The sequence below is a fragment of the Bosea sp. 29B genome, assembly GCF_902506165.1.
Taxonomy (GTDB): Bacteria; Pseudomonadota; Alphaproteobacteria; order Rhizobiales; family Beijerinckiaceae; genus Allobosea.
This window is the reverse complement of the sequence record NZ_LR733817.1, coordinates 4,490,683-4,505,625: the sequence shown is the minus strand read 5'-3', so window position 1 is coordinate 4,505,625 and position 14,943 is coordinate 4,490,683. Positions and strand designations below refer to the sequence as shown.

At 62.0% G+C, this 14,943-nt stretch carries 14 protein-coding genes and 1 pseudogene; 11 read left to right on the top strand and 4 right to left on the bottom strand.

Translation table 11 applies throughout. From position 1 onward, the window contains the following. Positions 1-86 precede the first annotated feature (86 nt). The 8 genes and pseudogenes from GV161_RS31370 to GV161_RS21935 form a co-directional block, all read left to right on the top strand. Positions 87-227, top strand: a pseudogene (locus GV161_RS31370) (DUF1127 domain-containing protein); the annotation flags it as partial. A 69-nt stretch (positions 228-296) separates the two neighbouring features. Continuing rightward, entirely contained in the window at positions 297-878 is a 582-nt protein-coding gene (locus GV161_RS21965; protein ID WP_244624103.1) for a GNAT family N-acetyltransferase, read from the top strand. Then, on the top strand, positions 875-2,050 hold the full coding sequence (locus tag GV161_RS21960) for an MFS transporter (RefSeq protein ID WP_152014289.1): 1,176 nt from the start codon (positions 875-877) through the stop codon (positions 2,048-2,050). The genes GV161_RS21965 and GV161_RS21960 overlap by 4 nt, the downstream gene beginning before the upstream one ends. 191 nt (positions 2,051-2,241) lie before the next feature. Next, complete coding sequence (uvrA, locus tag GV161_RS21955; protein WP_152014921.1) at positions 2,242-5,157, top strand: excinuclease ABC subunit UvrA; 2,916 nt, start codon at positions 2,242-2,244, stop codon at positions 5,155-5,157. Between the two features lie 219 nt (positions 5,158-5,376). Further along, positions 5,377-6,663 carry a hypothetical protein gene (locus GV161_RS21950; RefSeq protein WP_244624045.1) on the top strand — a complete coding sequence of 429 codons (1,287 nt, stop codon included), beginning with the start codon at positions 5,377-5,379 and terminating at the stop codon, positions 6,661-6,663. Between the two features lie 78 nt (positions 6,664-6,741). Next, positions 6,742-7,455, top strand: a complete 714-nt coding sequence (locus GV161_RS21945; protein WP_193219533.1) for a hypothetical protein — start codon at positions 6,742-6,744, stop codon at positions 7,453-7,455. After that, positions 7,452-8,498, top strand: a complete 1,047-nt coding sequence (locus GV161_RS21940; RefSeq protein WP_152014287.1) for a hypothetical protein — start codon at positions 7,452-7,454, stop codon at positions 8,496-8,498. Before GV161_RS21945 ends, GV161_RS21940 begins: the two co-directional genes overlap by 4 nt. 890 nt (positions 8,499-9,388) lie before the next feature. Then, entirely contained in the window at positions 9,389-9,889 is a 501-nt protein-coding gene (locus tag GV161_RS21935) for an invasion associated locus B family protein (protein WP_152014286.1), read from the top strand. Between the two features lie 122 nt (positions 9,890-10,011). On the opposite strand, the gene GV161_RS21930 is transcribed toward GV161_RS21935, so the two are convergent. The 3 genes from GV161_RS21930 to GV161_RS21920 form a co-directional block, all read right to left on the bottom strand. Next, a complete protein-coding gene (locus tag GV161_RS21930) occupies positions 10,012-10,686 on the bottom strand; it encodes an RraA family protein (RefSeq protein WP_152014285.1) in 675 nt (224 codons plus the stop codon). A gap of 93 nt (positions 10,687-10,779) precedes the next feature. Beyond that, on the bottom strand, positions 10,780-11,271 hold the full coding sequence (locus GV161_RS21925) for an SRPBCC domain-containing protein (protein ID WP_152014284.1): 492 nt from the start codon (positions 11,269-11,271) through the stop codon (positions 10,780-10,782). Beyond that, positions 11,268-11,606: a metalloregulator ArsR/SmtB family transcription factor gene (locus GV161_RS21920; RefSeq protein ID WP_152014283.1), complete on the bottom strand. Its 339-nt coding sequence runs from the start codon at positions 11,604-11,606 to the stop codon at positions 11,268-11,270. Before GV161_RS21920 ends, GV161_RS21925 begins: the two co-directional genes overlap by 4 nt. A 184-nt stretch (positions 11,607-11,790) precedes the next feature. On the opposite strand from GV161_RS21920, the gene GV161_RS21915 reads away from it, so the two are divergent. Further along, positions 11,791-12,027 carry a hypothetical protein gene (locus tag GV161_RS21915; RefSeq protein ID WP_152014282.1) on the top strand — a complete coding sequence of 79 codons (237 nt, stop codon included), beginning with the start codon at positions 11,791-11,793 and terminating at the stop codon, positions 12,025-12,027. A 27-nt stretch (positions 12,028-12,054) separates the two neighbouring features. On the opposite strand, the gene GV161_RS21910 is transcribed toward GV161_RS21915, so the two are convergent. Further along, a complete protein-coding gene (locus tag GV161_RS21910; protein WP_152014281.1) occupies positions 12,055-12,717 on the bottom strand; it encodes a ceramidase domain-containing protein in 663 nt (220 codons plus the stop codon). Between the two features lie 457 nt (positions 12,718-13,174). Between GV161_RS21910 and GV161_RS21905 the strand changes: the two genes are divergently transcribed. Beyond that, a complete protein-coding gene (locus GV161_RS21905) occupies positions 13,175-13,327 on the top strand; it encodes a DUF1127 domain-containing protein (protein ID WP_152014280.1) in 153 nt (50 codons plus the stop codon). 169 nt (positions 13,328-13,496) lie between these two features. Continuing rightward, a complete protein-coding gene (gene trmFO, locus GV161_RS21900; RefSeq protein ID WP_152014279.1) occupies positions 13,497-14,909 on the top strand; it encodes a methylenetetrahydrofolate--tRNA-(uracil(54)-C(5))-methyltransferase (FADH(2)-oxidizing) TrmFO in 1,413 nt (470 codons plus the stop codon). Positions 14,910-14,943: the final 34 nt, after the last annotated feature.

Here is a 14,943-nt window from a genome sequence, read left to right as displayed (position 1 = left end):
ACTTCGAGAAGCTTCATTTATGAGACGGCAAAGCGCAAGGTGGCTTGGCGGTCGGGGAAGAATCCGGCCGCGGCAGGACGCGAGCGATGAGCGGGATCTGGTGGGCGGGACGACAGATGCTGCGCGAGGCGGCACACTATGTCGGCGCCTGCCAGCAATCGCGCTATCAGCAATTGCGGACCCTGCGCGAGCTCGACGAGTACCAGCTTGCCGATATCGGCGTGACGCGACGGGAAGCGCTGACCGGGCGCCCCGACAGGACGGAAAGGCGGCCCGATCGGGCCGGAACGACTGGAATGACGACTTCTGAATCCGCCGGAAACACGGCATCGCCCATCCTCGTCCGCGATGCGCGAGAGGCGGATATGCCAGCGATCCAGGCGATCTACACCCACCATGTCCTGCATGGCCTCGCGAGCTTCGAGGAGACGCCGCCGAGCGTCGAGGAGATGCTGGGGCGCCGCCAGGCGGTGCTCGGCCTCGGCTTGCCCTATCTCGCCGCCGAGCAGGGCGGACGGATCGTCGGCTACAGCTATGCGACGTCCTATCGCCCTCGCCCGGCCTATCGCCACACCGTCGAGGATTCGATCTATGTCGCCGACGGGCTCGGCGGCCGGAAGATCGGCTCCAGCTTGCTCGGCGCGCTGATCGTCCGGTGCGAGGCCGGGCCCTGGCGCCAGATGCTCGCCAATATCGGCGACAGCGGCAATGCCGGCTCGATCGGCCTGCATCGCCGTTTCGGCTTCGAGCCGATCGGCACCTTGCGCTCGACCGGCTTCAAGTTCGGCCGCTGGGTCGACACCGTGCTGATGCAGCGCAGCCTCGGCCCCGGCGACAGCGCCCCACCGCAGTCCTGGGCGGCCGGATCGGCAAGGTGATCTCCCGCAGCACCGTCTTCTGCCTCGGGCTGGCGCAGCTCATCTCCTGGGGCGTGTCCTATTATCTGGTCGGCGCCTTCGGCGAGCGGATCGCAAGCGAGCTCGGCTGGTCGCAGGCGATCATCCATGGTGGGCTCTCGGCCGGCCTGCTGGTGATGGGGCTGACCTCCGGCACGGTCGGCCGCCTGATCGACCGCCATGGCGGCCGCACCGTGATGTGCGTGGGCTCGGTGCTTACCGCCGTCGGCTGCCTCGGCCTCGCCTTTGCCCATACGATCGCCGCCTATTACGCCGCCTGGCTCTGCCTCGGCCTCGCCATGCGGCTCAGCCTCTACGATGCCGCCTTCGCGGCGCTGGCCCGGATCGGCGGCGGCGCCGCGCGCCGGCCGATCGCCCAGATCACCCTGCTCGGCGGCCTCGCCTCGACCGTGTTCTGGCCGCTCGGTCATGCGCTCGCCGAGCAGTTCGGCTGGCGCGGCGCGCTGATCGCCTATGCCGGCTTCGCGCTGCTCACCTTGCCGCTGCATCTGACGCTGCCGACCGTCTCGGCGCGGCCTTTGTCCGACGCAGCCGCGAAGCCGGTCGTCACGCTCAGCCCGGCCGATACCCGCTTCGCCGGCCTGCTCTATGCGCTGATCGTTACCTTCGCGGGCATCCTCAATGCCGGCATGTCCGCCCATATGATCGGCATCCTCGCGGGACTCGGCCTGCCGGCCGCGGCCGCGGTCTGGATCGGCTCGACCCGCGGCATCGGCCAGTCGCTGGCGCGGCTCGGCGAGGTGCTGTTCGGGGCGAAGACCAGCCCGTTCGACCTCAACCTCGTCGCCTGCCTGGTGCTGCCGCTCTGCTTCGTCGTCGGCCTCGCCGGCGGCGCGAGTGCCTTTGCGGCGCTCGCTTTCGCATTCTGCTACGGCGCCGGCAACGGCGTGCTGACGATCACGCGCGGCACGCTGCCGCTGATGCTGTTCGATCCGAAAAGCTATGGCGCCTATGTCGGCCGCCTGCTGGCGCCCGGCTTCTTCCTCTCGGCTGCCTCGCCGCTCGCCTATGCCTTGCTGATCGAGCGTTATGGCGCCTCGGCAGCGCTGATCCTGTCCGGGACGCTGGCGCTGGCCATGCTGGTCTCGGCGATCCTGCTGCGGCGGCGCTTCCGCGGCCTGCCACGCTCCTGACAATCGCTGTCAGCACACCCCACAAGAACAATGCGGCAACATCGGCGGCTGCGTGCTACTCATGCCCGCCTCTCGCCCGGCCGCACTGGCATGGCCCGGCGATTGCCCTATCTGTACGGCTTAAGCTCAATTCGGACACCACCATGGCTCGCAAGACCACGCTCGCCGAACAGGCCGCGACGCTGGAAGACATGTTCGATCGCAACCGTGCGGCCGATCCGAACGCCCGCGTCATCTCGGTGCGCGGCGCGCGCGAGCACAATCTCAAGAACATCGACCTCGCGATCCCGCGCGACAAGCTCGTGGTGTTCACCGGGCTTTCCGGCTCGGGCAAATCCTCGCTCGCCTTCGACACGATCTATGCGGAAGGCCAGCGCCGCTATGTCGAGTCGCTCTCGGCCTATGCCCGCCAGTTCCTCGAGATGATGCAGAAGCCCGATGTCGACCAGATCGACGGGCTCTCTCCCGCCATCTCGATCGAGCAGAAGACGACTTCGAAGAACCCGCGCTCGACCGTCGGCACCGTCACCGAGATCCACGACTATATGCGCCTGCTCTGGGCGCGCGCCGGCATCCCCTATTCGCCCGCGACCGGCCTGCCGATCGAGAGCCAGACCGTGCAGCAGATGGTCGACCGGCTGGTCGAACTGCCGGAGAAGACGCGCGGCTACCTGCTCGCGCCGGTGGTGCGCGGCCGCAAGGGTGAGTTCCGCAAGGAGATGGCCGACTGGCTGAAGCGCGGCTTCCAGCGCGTCAAGGTCAATGGCGAGTTCTACGAGATCCCCGACGCGCCGGCGCTCGACAAGAAGTTCAAGCACGACATCGACGTGGTGGTCGATCGTATCGTCATCCGGCCCGATCTCGGCGCCCGCCTCGCCGACTCGCTGGAGCAGGCGCTCGACCTCGCCGAGGGCATCGCCGTCTTCGAATATGCCGACGAGAAGGAGGAGAACGGCGAGGCCCGCCGCGTCACCTTCTCCTCGAAATTCGCCTGCCCGGTCTCCGGCTTCACCATCCCCGAGATCGAGCCGCGCCTGTTCTCATTCAACAATCCGTTCGGCGCCTGCCCGGCCTGCGACGGCCTTGGCCACGAGATGCGGATCGATCCGGAGATGATCGTCCCGGATCACTCGCTCTCGCTGAAGAAGGGCGCGATCGCGCCCTGGGCCAAGTCGACCTCGCCCTATTACGGCCAGACGCTCGATGCGCTCGCCAAGCATTTCGGCTTCTCGACCACCAAGCCCTGGTCGGAGCTGCCGCAGAGCGCCCGCGACGCCATCCTGTTCGGCACCGGCACGGAAGCCGTGCGCATGGCCTATAATGACGGCCTGCGCGCCTATGAGGTGAAGAAGCCCTTCGAGGGCGTGATCACCAATATGGAGCGGCGCTGGAAGGAGACCGAGAGCGACTGGGCTCGCGAGGAGATCGGCCGCTTCATGTCGGAGACGCCCTGCGCGGCGTGCAACGGCTTCCGGCTCAAGCCCGAGGCGCTGGCGGTCAAGATCGACATGCGCCATATCGGCGAGATCTCGCAGCTTTCGGTCAAGGACGCGCTCGCCTGGGTCAGCGCCCTGCCCTCGCGCCTGTCGCATAAGCAGAACGAGATCGCCCCGCGCATCCTCAAGGAGATCCGCGACCGGCTGACCTTCCTGCTCGATGTCGGCCTCGAATACCTGACGCTCGCCCGCGGCTCGCGCACGCTCTCGGGCGGCGAGAGCCAGCGCATCCGCCTCGCCAGCCAGATCGGCTCCGGCCTCACCGGCGTGCTCTATGTGCTGGACGAGCCCTCGATCGGCCTGCACCAGCGCGACAATGAGCGCCTGCTCGGCACGCTGCGCCGCCTGCGCGACCTCGGCAACACCGTGATCGTGGTCGAGCATGACGAGGACGCGATCCTCACAGCCGACTATGTCGTCGATGTCGGCCCCGGCGCCGGCATCCATGGCGGCGAGATCGTCTCGAAGGGCACGCCGCAGGACATTCTCAGCGACCCGAACTCGCTCACCGGCAAATACCTCACCGGCGAGATGAGCGTGCCGGTGCCCATCAAGCGCCGCAAGCCGCAGAAGGGCCGGAGCCTGAAGATCGTCGGCGCCCGCGGCAACAACCTCAAGGACGTCACGGTCGACATCCCGCTCGGCCTGTTCACCTGCATCACCGGCGTGTCGGGCGGCGGCAAGTCGACGCTGATCATCGACACGCTCTACAAGGCGATCGCGCGCAAGCTCAACGGCTCGATCGAGCATCCGGCCAGCCATGACCGCATCGAGGGCATGGAGCATCTCGACAAGGTCATCGACATCGACCAGTCGCCGATCGGCCGCACCCCGCGCTCGAACCCGGCGACCTATACCGGCGCCTTCACGCCGATCCGCGAATGGTTCGCCGGCCTGCCCGAGGCCAAGGCGCGCGGCTACCAGGCAGGCAGGTTCAGCTTCAACGTCAAGGGCGGCCGCTGCGAGGCCTGCCAGGGCGACGGCGTCATCAAGATCGAGATGCACTTCCTGCCCGACGTCTACGTCACCTGCGATGTCTGCAAGGGCAAGCGCTATGACCGCGAGACGCTCGAGGTGAAGTACCGCGACCACTCGATCGCCGACGTGCTCGACATGACGGTCGAGGAGGCCAAGGACCTGTTCAAGGCCGTGCCCTCGATCCGCGACAAGATGGTGACGCTCGCCCGCGTCGGGCTCGACTATGTCAAGGTCGGCCAGCAGGCGACGACGCTCTCGGGCGGCGAGGCGCAGCGCGTCAAGCTCTCCAAGGAGCTCAGCAAGCGCGCCACCGGCCGCACCCTCTACATCCTCGACGAGCCGACCACCGGCCTGCATTTCCACGACGTCGCCAAGCTGATGGAGGTGCTGCACGAATTGGTCGAGCAGGGCAATTCGGTGGTGGTGATCGAGCACAATCTCGAAGTGATCAAGACCGCCGACTGGGTCCTCGACCTCGGCCCCGAAGGCGGCGACGGCGGCGGCGAGGTCGTGGCGCAAGGCACGCCGGAGGACATCGTCCGGATCGGCAAAGGCCACACCGCGCGCTTCCTCAAGGAGGTGCTGGAGCGGCGGCCGTTGAAGGGCAAGGGGGCAAGGCAGGCGGCGGAGTAGTAACGGGAATGCCGTGAAGGATGCGATCACTCTACTAGCGCTAACGCAATGGCAGTTAGGGGTATCCGGAATCACCTAGGTCTGTGTCGATAGTAGTCTTCGTCCGCGTTCCGATAAAAGTAACGCCCCTGCCCTTCGGGGTTTCGAAATCCCGCCGGATGTGCATCTTTATTCGGCACGGTATTTGGTTACGGGGGGAGCGTTATGGGATACCGGAAGGTGCCCTTGAATTCGCTGGTCGTGAATCCAGCGAACGATCGCCATGGCGAGTTGGAGAACGAAACAGGCGCGATAGCGCAACTCTTCGCATCGCAAGAGCAGCATATGCGCAATCTGGCCAAAGACTTAGTTTCTAAAGGCGAGATTTTCGAACCACCGCTTGTTTTTCCCTCGGGAGAAAAATTCATCGTTGCAGATGGCAATCGGCGCACCACATGCCTTAAATTGCTTTCCACACCGCGCCGAGCACCTACGGTGGAGCTTCAGATATTCTTTTCCGAGTTGCGAGAGCAATGGAAGGGTAAATTCCCAGAGAGCATCGAGTGCCGCGTTGAGACAGATCGTGACCGCGTCGACGATATCCTCTTTCGCCGCCACACAGGCGTGCAAGGCGGTATAGGACAAAGCAACTGGGATGATCGGATGAAGAACAACTTCGTCATCCGAACAGGAAAAGGCAATGGCCTTCATATAGCCGACGAAATCGAGAAATTACTTAAGGCGGCGAGCATGTTGCCAAGCCGCAAGATTCCACGATCCAATATGAATCGCTTGCTATCCGCGGAAAGCTTACGCAATCGACTAGGAATTTCTGTTCGCAAAGGAAAGCTAGATTTTATACGTGAAGAACAGAAGACGCTTCAGGCACTTCAGCGCGTCGCAACGGACCTCGCTACACGAAATATTACGTTAGAAGATATTTGGGATACTGAGTCAAAACTTGAATACATTGACCGCCTCGACCAAGAAGGCGTTCTTCCCACAGCGGCATCAAAGCCAAAGACTCCATCAAACCCGGCGCCGTCATCCCCCCTTGCGCCGCTGAAACCGAGTCAGGTTAAGCTTACATTCTGGCCGCATATAATTCCCGAAGTGGACTATGGTATTACTTGGACAGCTCATCTCCAACGCCATCACGAAATTTGGGAAGAACTTCAATTCAAACTTGAACTAGACCATCATAAGAATGCTATTTCGGTCCTACTTCGCGTTTTGATTGAGCTTTCTATCGAGAACTACATAACATCCGCCCCATTAACGAGCATTCAACGCAATGACAACCTAGCGCGTAAGGCAATAAAAGTTGCTGAAGATATGTACATCAAAAATAAAATAGATAAAAAATACCTCGGGGCACTTAAAAAACTGCAACAAGCAGAGGCAATAATATCCATTGACACTTTAAATCGCTATGTTCATTCACCAAGCTTCAGCGTCTCTCCAGAGCACTTAAAAATGCTGTGGGGCACACTAGCCGCTTTTGTGGCTCTTTGTTTAAAAGCTTAGAGCCTGTCACCATAATACCATTATAGTACCTGCATTCGTACAACTTCAGAACCTTTCGCCCGGCCGGATTTTCAACACATGCACGCAGCCCTAAAGGACATACCGGCTCGCATTTTCAATGTCGCGGTCGGCGCATTGATACAAGCCAATCAGCACGCTGTTTATTACGATCCTGGAATGGATCACTGGACAGACATGTCGGTTTTAAATGCGTCCATGGCGGGAGAGCTTTTTCTGAAGGCAATTATTGCTAAAGAACACCCGCTCCTGATATTTCGAGACTTATTTCAATTGGATAATCCCGACAGCCAAGAACTAAATATTGAACACCTAATTGAAACGGGAAAAACGTATAATTTTGAGCATTTACCAAAATTGCTTTGGGTTTCGACGGGAGAAAGATTACCAGATATTGATAGCTTCAATAGAATACGAAAAGCTAGAAACGCCATACAACATTTTTGCTCTCCATCTGAAAAAATAGACCTAAGATATCTCTCGCTTGAGTTTCTGTATAAAAACGTTGATCCGTTAATCAATAGGCATTTTGGCATCTGCGCAATTGAATATCATGAAGATACTTCGATTGGCTATGACTACGTAGTCGATTGCTTGATTAGAAACGAACTTCTGTTTTCAGTTCCAAATAGATTTAAAATAACCGAAATCGACCTAGTTGAATCAATTTCGAAGCGGAGCCAAAGTTATAAACATAAACTCATACCACGACTCGCCGCAAAAGGGGTCGACGTTACAAAGATTAAGACTGCGAATAGGACGAAAGAACGATGACTCTAGTTGCAGGACTCAGCGTGGGAGGATTGCCCGCATTTGTAAGCGACCTATTGATATCTTGGCGCCTCCCGTCTCAGGTGGACCTTCCAACCCAGTGGTCACAGGGCGTGCATCCTGGCTTGGGCAAGGATCACGCAGCCGGACTCGCTCAGAAGCTAGTCATCGTTAGGCCATATCTAATGATTGCGTGGGCAGGGCAGCGCGCCAGCGCAGAAACAATTATTCGAGAACTCGACCGTATTTTACCCAAGGAATGGAGTGATACAGACGATTTTGATAAATTATTTAAGGTTGTAAGCACTTGCAGTAAAGAAACTGAAATGCTGGTATTATTTATTTCAAAAACAGGAGTTCAACCGTTTTGTGTTAGAACACAAGGGTTCGAATTAGATGGTCAAAGAATTTACTTACTTGGCAGCGGCGCACCCAGTTTTTTTGAATTTTTGCAGAATAGCCCCGGCATATTGCCCGAACAGGAGCAGGCCGATGGGCTTCTGGCGCGAGCAAATATGCTTCGTTTCGCGGCTCGATCCCTTGTCTTGCAGTTGGTGACTGGAGCCGGATTGAAAGAATCATGGGGCGGTGGATTTGAGGTCGCCTACCCGGACAAAAAAGGATTTCAGAAGGTAGGAAATATTATGTTTCGAGCGTGGATGATTGACGAGGGCGGAGCGCTGCATAATTCTGGAAAATCCTTTTTCTCACGATACTATGGAAATGATCTCTATTTAAGCTGCTTCAGTACAGAGGAAAAAACTTATGTTATACGCTCGCCGATCGGTGAAATTCCTAATATCCCAGAGTATGAAGAAATTCACCCAGATTGGATACTAGATTTTTTTATTTTGAAGAAAAATGGGGCTCTTATTGAATTTGCTCGTTACCAATATTCGGGGAAACCATCCATTGATTTAGTGCAGCTAGCAAACGGCGCTCTGGTTGGATGGGCTCTAGATCAACATTACGTCGAACAATGTGCAGCGAAGGCCATGACAGTCGCTGAGCAAGGCAATTGCTTTCAAATGTTCCGCTCCAAATAAGCACTGAAGCCCCTCGTTTAGGGCTAGCGCGTGGGAAAGCGCCGCCGCGCGGGGAAGAGTATCGCTGCGATTTTGTGTCACGGCCTTCTCAAGACTAACTTATCCCCGCTGCCAAAATCTCCCGTATGATCCCCTCGCCCATCACCCATACGGGGCGGCCGTCCGGAGGTATGCCAGAGGCTGGGTGAGGGTCGGCGCCTGCGGGCGGGGGTTACGCCCTGCTCCCGGGAGGCTTCGGGGCACCGCCCTGGGGACACTACGATCCCTGTGCGAGGAGCTCGCTAGATGAAGCGGCTGCACAGAGCCCGCTCCAATCGGCTTGCCGATTGGACAAAGCGGTCTCTCACTCAAAGTGAGAGACGGGCTCGATCGGATTGATCCAATCCGGTCGAACCCGGCTCGGACCAGCGTGATGGCCGAAGGGAGCGACGACCCGAAGAGGGAACTGGCGCCCATTGGCATCGCGGCACGGCCAGCAGCCGGCTTCGCAGAAGCGCGGCCCGGAGACTTTAAGAAGCCGAAGGCGGAGCGCCACGGGGCGTGCGGATGGGGACCATCCGCGCCGCTTCCTGGCTCAACGGAAGCGGATGCTACTCAACGCGCCTCGCGGCGCTCCGCCAGCCCCGTATTCTGAAGCGCCCGCAGGCAGGCCTGCGGGCGGGGTTTGGCGCGTGGGTGAAGAGGGCGCTGACGGATGAGGGCCTCCATGCAGGGCGAGCGGCAGGCGGCTCACCCGGTCGAACCGCCCTCATCCCCCTGCCGGGACCTTCTCCCCCGAGGGGAGAAGGAGGCTGCTTGCGCCCTTCCGTCGCACGGCATTGTGAGGGTCTTGTTTACGCCTTGTTAAACCGCTCCTGGACATCCCTGCGATGCAAACAGGAGATGACCCGATGATCAGACTGGCCCCTCTCGCGGCGCTCAGCCTTCTCGCGGCAACAGCTACGGCTTTCGCCGCCCCGGCCCAGCCACTCGGCCAGTTCAAGCAGTGGAACGCGGCCGCCTATGACGGCGATAAAGGCAAGCGTTGCTATATCGTCTCATCGCCGAATGCCGAGACACCTGCGACCTTGCGTCATGGTGACGTGTTCTTCTTCGTTCAGACCGCGCCGAACGCGCAGGCCCGCACCGAGTCGAGCTTCCAGACCGGCTATGATTTCGCCAAGGATTCGACGGTCACCGTGACGATCGGCGACGACAGCTTCCGCATGCTGACCTCGGGCAACAATGCCTGGCTGCAGCGGCTGGAGCGCGAAGGCGAATTGCTCGCGGCGATGAAGGCCGGCGACGAGATGGTGCTGGCGGCGCGCTCGGCCCGCGGCAACGAGACGAGCTACACCTTCTCGCTCGAAGGCGTGACCGCGGCCTCGCGGCTGCTGGAGCGGTGCAGCTGACACAAGGCGTCATTCTCGGGCGAAGCGCAGCGCAGACCTGAGAATCTCTGGACGAGAAAGCTCAGACCAGAGCCTCTTCCGGCCTGAGATGCTCGGGTCAAGCCCGAGCATGACGGCGTTGGTCACAACACCCCGTGGCGCTCGAAGACCGAGCGCAGGCTGTTCCCGGCGAGCAGCTCCTCGCGGGTCGAATCCTCGGCCTCGATCTTGGCCAGCGCCAGCCGGATCGCCTCCGGCGCGATCGCGCGGGGCACGATGACGACGCCGTCGACATCGCCGAAGATGAAATCGCCCGGCGCGACGCGGGCGCCGCCGACCTCGACCGGCTCGTCGGCGGCCATCATCTCGGCCCGGCCCTTGGTGTCGAGCGGGCCGATGCCGCCATGGAAGACCGGGAAGCCGAGCTCGCGGATGCGGCGGACATCGCGCACCAGCCCGTCGGTGAGGCAGCCGGCGGCGCCTCTCACTTTCGAGGCGGTGGTGAGCAATTCGCCCCAGGGCGCGATCCGGTCGGTCGGTCCGTCGCAGGCGAGCACTGGGATCTCGCCGGGCTTCAGGCTGTCGATCAGGTCCATCTCAAGAGCGTAGGGGTTGTGCCCCTCGGGGAAATGGTAGCGCTTCATGTAGAGCCCGGTGCGGGCAAAGCCGCAGAGCACGCTGGCTTCGTCGAGCGGGCGCACGAAGGGCTTCACCGCCTGGTCGGGATGGCCGAGCCCGTCGAGGACATCGGAGAGCACGGCCGAATAGAGCCGGCCCTTCAGCGCGGCGAGATCGAGTTCCCTGGCCTGATCCGGCATGTGCGCTTCCCCTCTCCTTATTATGGGGGAAGCTTCCGGGCGCGCCGGCGGCGGGTCAAGCCATCGCCGGCGCGTGGGGCGGATGCGTGGCGCTCAGGCCGGCAGCGCGTCGAGGCGGGCATAGCTCGCCTCCATGCCGTATTCCATGCCGGTGGCGAGCATCGCCTCGCGGGTAGCGGCGTCTGGCAAAGTCATTCGCATGGTCATCAGCGTGCCCTCCCCGTCGGCCTCGAAGCGGGTCTCGATATGATTGTCGGGTGTCGGATTGGGCATGTTGTCCGGCGCCGGATCGGGCATGTGGAAGCGTTCGACATGAACGATGCGACCGAACGGCTCGAGCGCGACGTACTCACCTGTCAACGTGAGGCTGCCGCCGCTGCCGTCGCTCCACTCATAGCGGATCCTGCCGCCTGGCCGAGGATCGTTGATGCAGACCGGCATGGTCCAACCATCGGGTCCGAGCAGCCATTTCTGGATCAGCGCCGGCTCGACATGGGCGCGGTAGACCGCCTCGGGCGAGGCCTTGAAGCGGCGGGTGACGACGACATGGGTGTCGCCTTCGGTCTTCAGGGTCAGCCTGGTCATTTTGGGTCCTTCTCCCTGCCTGGTTCCATGTCGGCCAGAAGCTGATCCAGCCGGTCGTAATTCGCTTCCAGGGCCCGCCTCAGCATGGCGAGCCATTTGTCGATCTCCTCAAGCGCGCCAGGCGCGAGCCGGCAGGGCCGCTTCGTTCCCTCGATCCGCCTGGCGATCAGCCCCGCCTCCTCCAGCACCTTGAGGTGCCGCGACACGGCCGGCTGCGACATAGCGAAAGGCTCGGCGAGCTCCATCACCGTGGTTTCGCCGAGAGCCAGCCGCGCCAGGATGGCCCGGCGCGTCGGATCGGCGAGAGCGGAAAAGGCTGCGTCGAGATCTTTCATACCCAAATCCTTATATAACTATCTTGTTAAATATAATGCCGCACGCCGTCAAGCCCGTTGGACCGACAGGCCTGCGGGAGTATGACCTTGCGGAATGCCGCCGCGGGGCAGACGATGAAGCGTCGCGCCCGAGGCCCGACGCAACCTCTGGTAAAGCCACAATCCGAAACGGAGGGACGCCGCCATGCATAGTCTTCTCAAGTTCGCGGCCTTGCTTGCCCTGTCCGCCGGCGGCTTTGCCACCCTGGCCCCGGCGACCTCTACACCCGCCGAGGCAGTCGTCTGCGCGCGCGGCGTCCGCGGCGCAGCCTGTGCCGGGCCACGCGGTGCGGTCGCGGTTCGCCGCCGTCCGGTCGTGGTCGCTCCGGCCCGCGGCACAGTCGTCGTGCCGGCGCGCCGCGGCGCGGTGATCGTGCGCTGAGTGGCCCCAGACCGGCGAGACTATCGCCTAGCTGCGGCTCGCGGCCGGCAGGTCGTGCGTGATCGCCGCCCGCAGCAGCAGATAGAGCAGCAGCCCGTTGAGCAGGTGCCAGCCCCAGTGCAGGCCGAATGGTACCGCGCCGCAAAGCACCGAATCGAGCGAGCGGAAGCCTAGCGACAGGGCAAAGACGAAGCCGGCGACGGCGATTCGCCCGCCCGTGATCGCATCACCGCGCAGCCGCGCTGCCAGCGCGACTCCAAAGAGACCGATGAGAAAGCCGGCATAGCCGGCTGAGCCGCGCATGCCCGCCGGCAGCAATAGCGTAACGCCGGAGGCAAGGCCGAAGCAGGCGCCGAGGAAGAGAATCGCGCCGATTGCAGCCAGCAGCCGCGACAGGCCAAGGAACCGGTTGAGCGCCAGGCCGAAATAGCAGAGCGCGAAAAGCTGGATCGGCACGACATCGGCCAGCAGGGTCCAGCGCTGCGGCATGGTGTGGAACAGGAAGGAGCCGCCGCCGATGATCGCGACCAGCGTCGTCAGCGCTTCGGCCGGCCAGTCGCGCCGCCCCTGCTGGCGCAGCAGCAGCCATGCCGCCAGCGCCGCGAGCATGAAGGCGGCATTACTGGCTGCGTTGAGCGGCTCGGCCCAGAAGGCTCCGCTCAGTCGCTCGCAATAGCCCACGCCCTGCATGCCCTGCTCCGCGCCTATGCGAATCGTCGAATCATGCCGCCCACGTCATGCGACCGCATGACGCCAACCCACAGAACCGAGCGGAATTCTCGTCGAGTCGGCTCATGGTGAACAGCGCGTTACACGCCATTCTGCCGAGCAATCAATGTTGCAGTGCAAACTGCATAGCGAATTGCATCGATTTTACGCAAATTTGAGCTGCATTCCGATCACGTGCGATCGATCATCCTCATCAGCCTAAAAATTAGGCTCAATCTTCATTGTTCTGACAAAATCGTTAAGCGCTCTGCGCGGGTCTGGCGCCGTTTCCAAACGATCCCTTAATTAGTCATGCGTCAAGAGCATAACAGAGCTGACACCACGCCCCTGTGAGAGGCACCCTGATCGCTCTATATGCAGTGCACAACGAATTCATCGCTGTCGGGGCCAAGCCCCGAAAAACCAAAAGGTTATCGCCATGTTCCTGTCCATGATCGCTTCCAAGATCCGCGCCTATCTTCGCTATCGCGAGACCGTCCGCGAGCTGTCCCGCCTCACCGACCGTGAGCTCGACGATCTCGGCCTGTCGCGCTCGGACATCCAGTACGTCGCCCGCACCCACGCGGCCTGATTTCTGACCGCCTGGGTTAGACGAGTAGTTTCTCCTAGACTCCGCGTTCCTCCCCTCGGGGTCTGGTCGAAGAGCGAATGCCCGCTTCCGAGCGGGCATTTTGCGTTTCTGGGCCTGGATGCAGCCCAACGCCCTTGACCTTCCGCGCCGCCGCGGACACATCGCGACCATGACAATCGCACCCATCCACGTCGTCGGCGGCGGCCTCGCCGGTTCGGAAGCCACCTGGCAGATCGCAGAGGCCGGCGTTCCGGTCGTCCTGCACGAAATGCGTCCAGTGCGCGGCACCGATGCCCACAAGACGGAAGGCCTCGCCGAACTGGTCTGCTCCAACTCCTTCCGCTCGGACGATTCGTCCTCCAACGCCGTCGGCCAACTCCATTGGGAGATGCGCCGGCTTGGCTCGCTGATCATGGCGAAGGGCGACGCCCACCAGGTTCCGGCCGGCGGGGCGCTCGCGGTCGACCGCGACGGCTTCTCGCAGGCCGTCACTGCCGCACTCGAAGCCCATCCCAATGTCACGATCGAGCGCGGCGAGATCGCCGGCCTGCCGCCGACCGCGTGGGACAAAGTCATTGTCGCGACCGGCCCCCTGACTTCGCCGGCGCTCGCCGAAGGCATCCGCTCGCTTACCGGCACGGGGGAGCTCGCCTTCTTCGACGCGATCGCACCGATCGTCCATTTCGATTCGGTCGACATGGACGTCGCCTGGTTCCAGTCGCGCTATGACAAGGCTGGACCGGGCGGCACCGGCGCCGACTACATCAACTGCCCGCTCGACCGCGACCAGTACGAGGCCTTCATCGACGCGCTGCTCGCGGCGGAGAAGACCGAGTTCAAGGAATGGGAGGGCACGCCCTATTTCGACGGCTGCCTGCCGATCGAGGTGATGGCCGAGCGCGGCCGCGAGACGCTGCGCTGGGGGCCGATGAAGCCGGTCGGGCTGACCAACAAGCACAATCCGACGGTGAAGGCCTATGCCGTCGTGCAGCTGCGCCAGGACAATGCGCTCGGCACCTTGTTCAACATGACGGGCTTCCAGACCAAGCTGAAATACGGCGAGCAGGCCGCGATCTTCCGCATGATCCCCGGGCTGGAAAATGCCGAGTTCGCCCGGCTCGGCGGCATCCACCGCAACACCTATCTCAACTCGCCGGAACTGCTCGATCCGCAATTGCGGCTGAAGGCCGATCCGCGCCTGCGTTTTGCCGGGCAGATCACCGGCTGCGAGGGCTATGTCGAGAGCGCCGCCATCGGCCTTCTCACCGGGCGTCTCGCCGCCGCCGAGCGGCTCGGCCAGCCTCTGGCGCTGCCGCCGGCGACGACGGCCCTGGGTGCACTGGTCAACCACATCACCGGCGGCCACATCGTCACCATCGACGAGGGTCCGCGCTCCTTCCAGCCGATGAACATCAATTTCGGCCTGTTCCCCCCGATCGAGGGCGTGGCGACGCATGGTCCGGACGGCAAGCGCCTGAAGGGCCCCGCCAAGAGCGTCGCCCGCAAGCAGGCGCTGACGGCGCGGGCGAAGGTCGAGCTGGATGGCTGGGTTGGCGCGAGCAGCGTGCAGGCGGCTGAATAGCGGCCGTCATTCTCGGGCGAAGCGAAGCGCAGAC

Bases quoted from the DNA above. Each gene is read 5' to 3' on its own strand.
- GV161_RS21965 (WP_244624103.1), top strand. From the start codon at position 297: ATGACGACTTCTGAATCCGCCGGAAACACGGCATCGCCCATCCTCGTC.
- uvrA (WP_152014921.1), top strand. From the start codon at position 2,242: ATGTTCGATCGCAACCGTGCGGCCGATCCGAACGCCCGCGTCATCTCG.
- GV161_RS21945 (WP_193219533.1), top strand. From the start codon at position 6,742: ATGCACGCAGCCCTAAAGGACATACCGGCTCGCATTTTCAATGTCGCG.
- GV161_RS21940 (WP_152014287.1), top strand. From the start codon at position 7,452: ATGACTCTAGTTGCAGGACTCAGCGTGGGAGGATTGCCCGCATTTGTA.
- GV161_RS21935 (WP_152014286.1), top strand. From the start codon at position 9,389: ATGATCAGACTGGCCCCTCTCGCGGCGCTCAGCCTTCTCGCGGCAACA.
- GV161_RS21930 (WP_152014285.1), bottom strand. From the start codon at position 10,686: ATGCCGGATCAGGCCAGGGAACTCGATCTCGCCGCGCTGAAGGGCCGG.
- GV161_RS21925 (WP_152014284.1), bottom strand. From the start codon at position 11,271: ATGACCAGGCTGACCCTGAAGACCGAAGGCGACACCCATGTCGTCGTC.
- GV161_RS21920 (WP_152014283.1), bottom strand. From the start codon at position 11,606: ATGAAAGATCTCGACGCAGCCTTTTCCGCTCTCGCCGATCCGACGCGC.
- GV161_RS21915 (WP_152014282.1), top strand. From the start codon at position 11,791: ATGCATAGTCTTCTCAAGTTCGCGGCCTTGCTTGCCCTGTCCGCCGGC.
- GV161_RS21910 (WP_152014281.1), bottom strand. From the start codon at position 12,717: ATGCAGGGCGTGGGCTATTGCGAGCGACTGAGCGGAGCCTTCTGGGCC.
- GV161_RS21905 (WP_152014280.1), top strand. From the start codon at position 13,175: ATGTTCCTGTCCATGATCGCTTCCAAGATCCGCGCCTATCTTCGCTAT.
- trmFO (WP_152014279.1), top strand. From the start codon at position 13,497: ATGACAATCGCACCCATCCACGTCGTCGGCGGCGGCCTCGCCGGTTCG.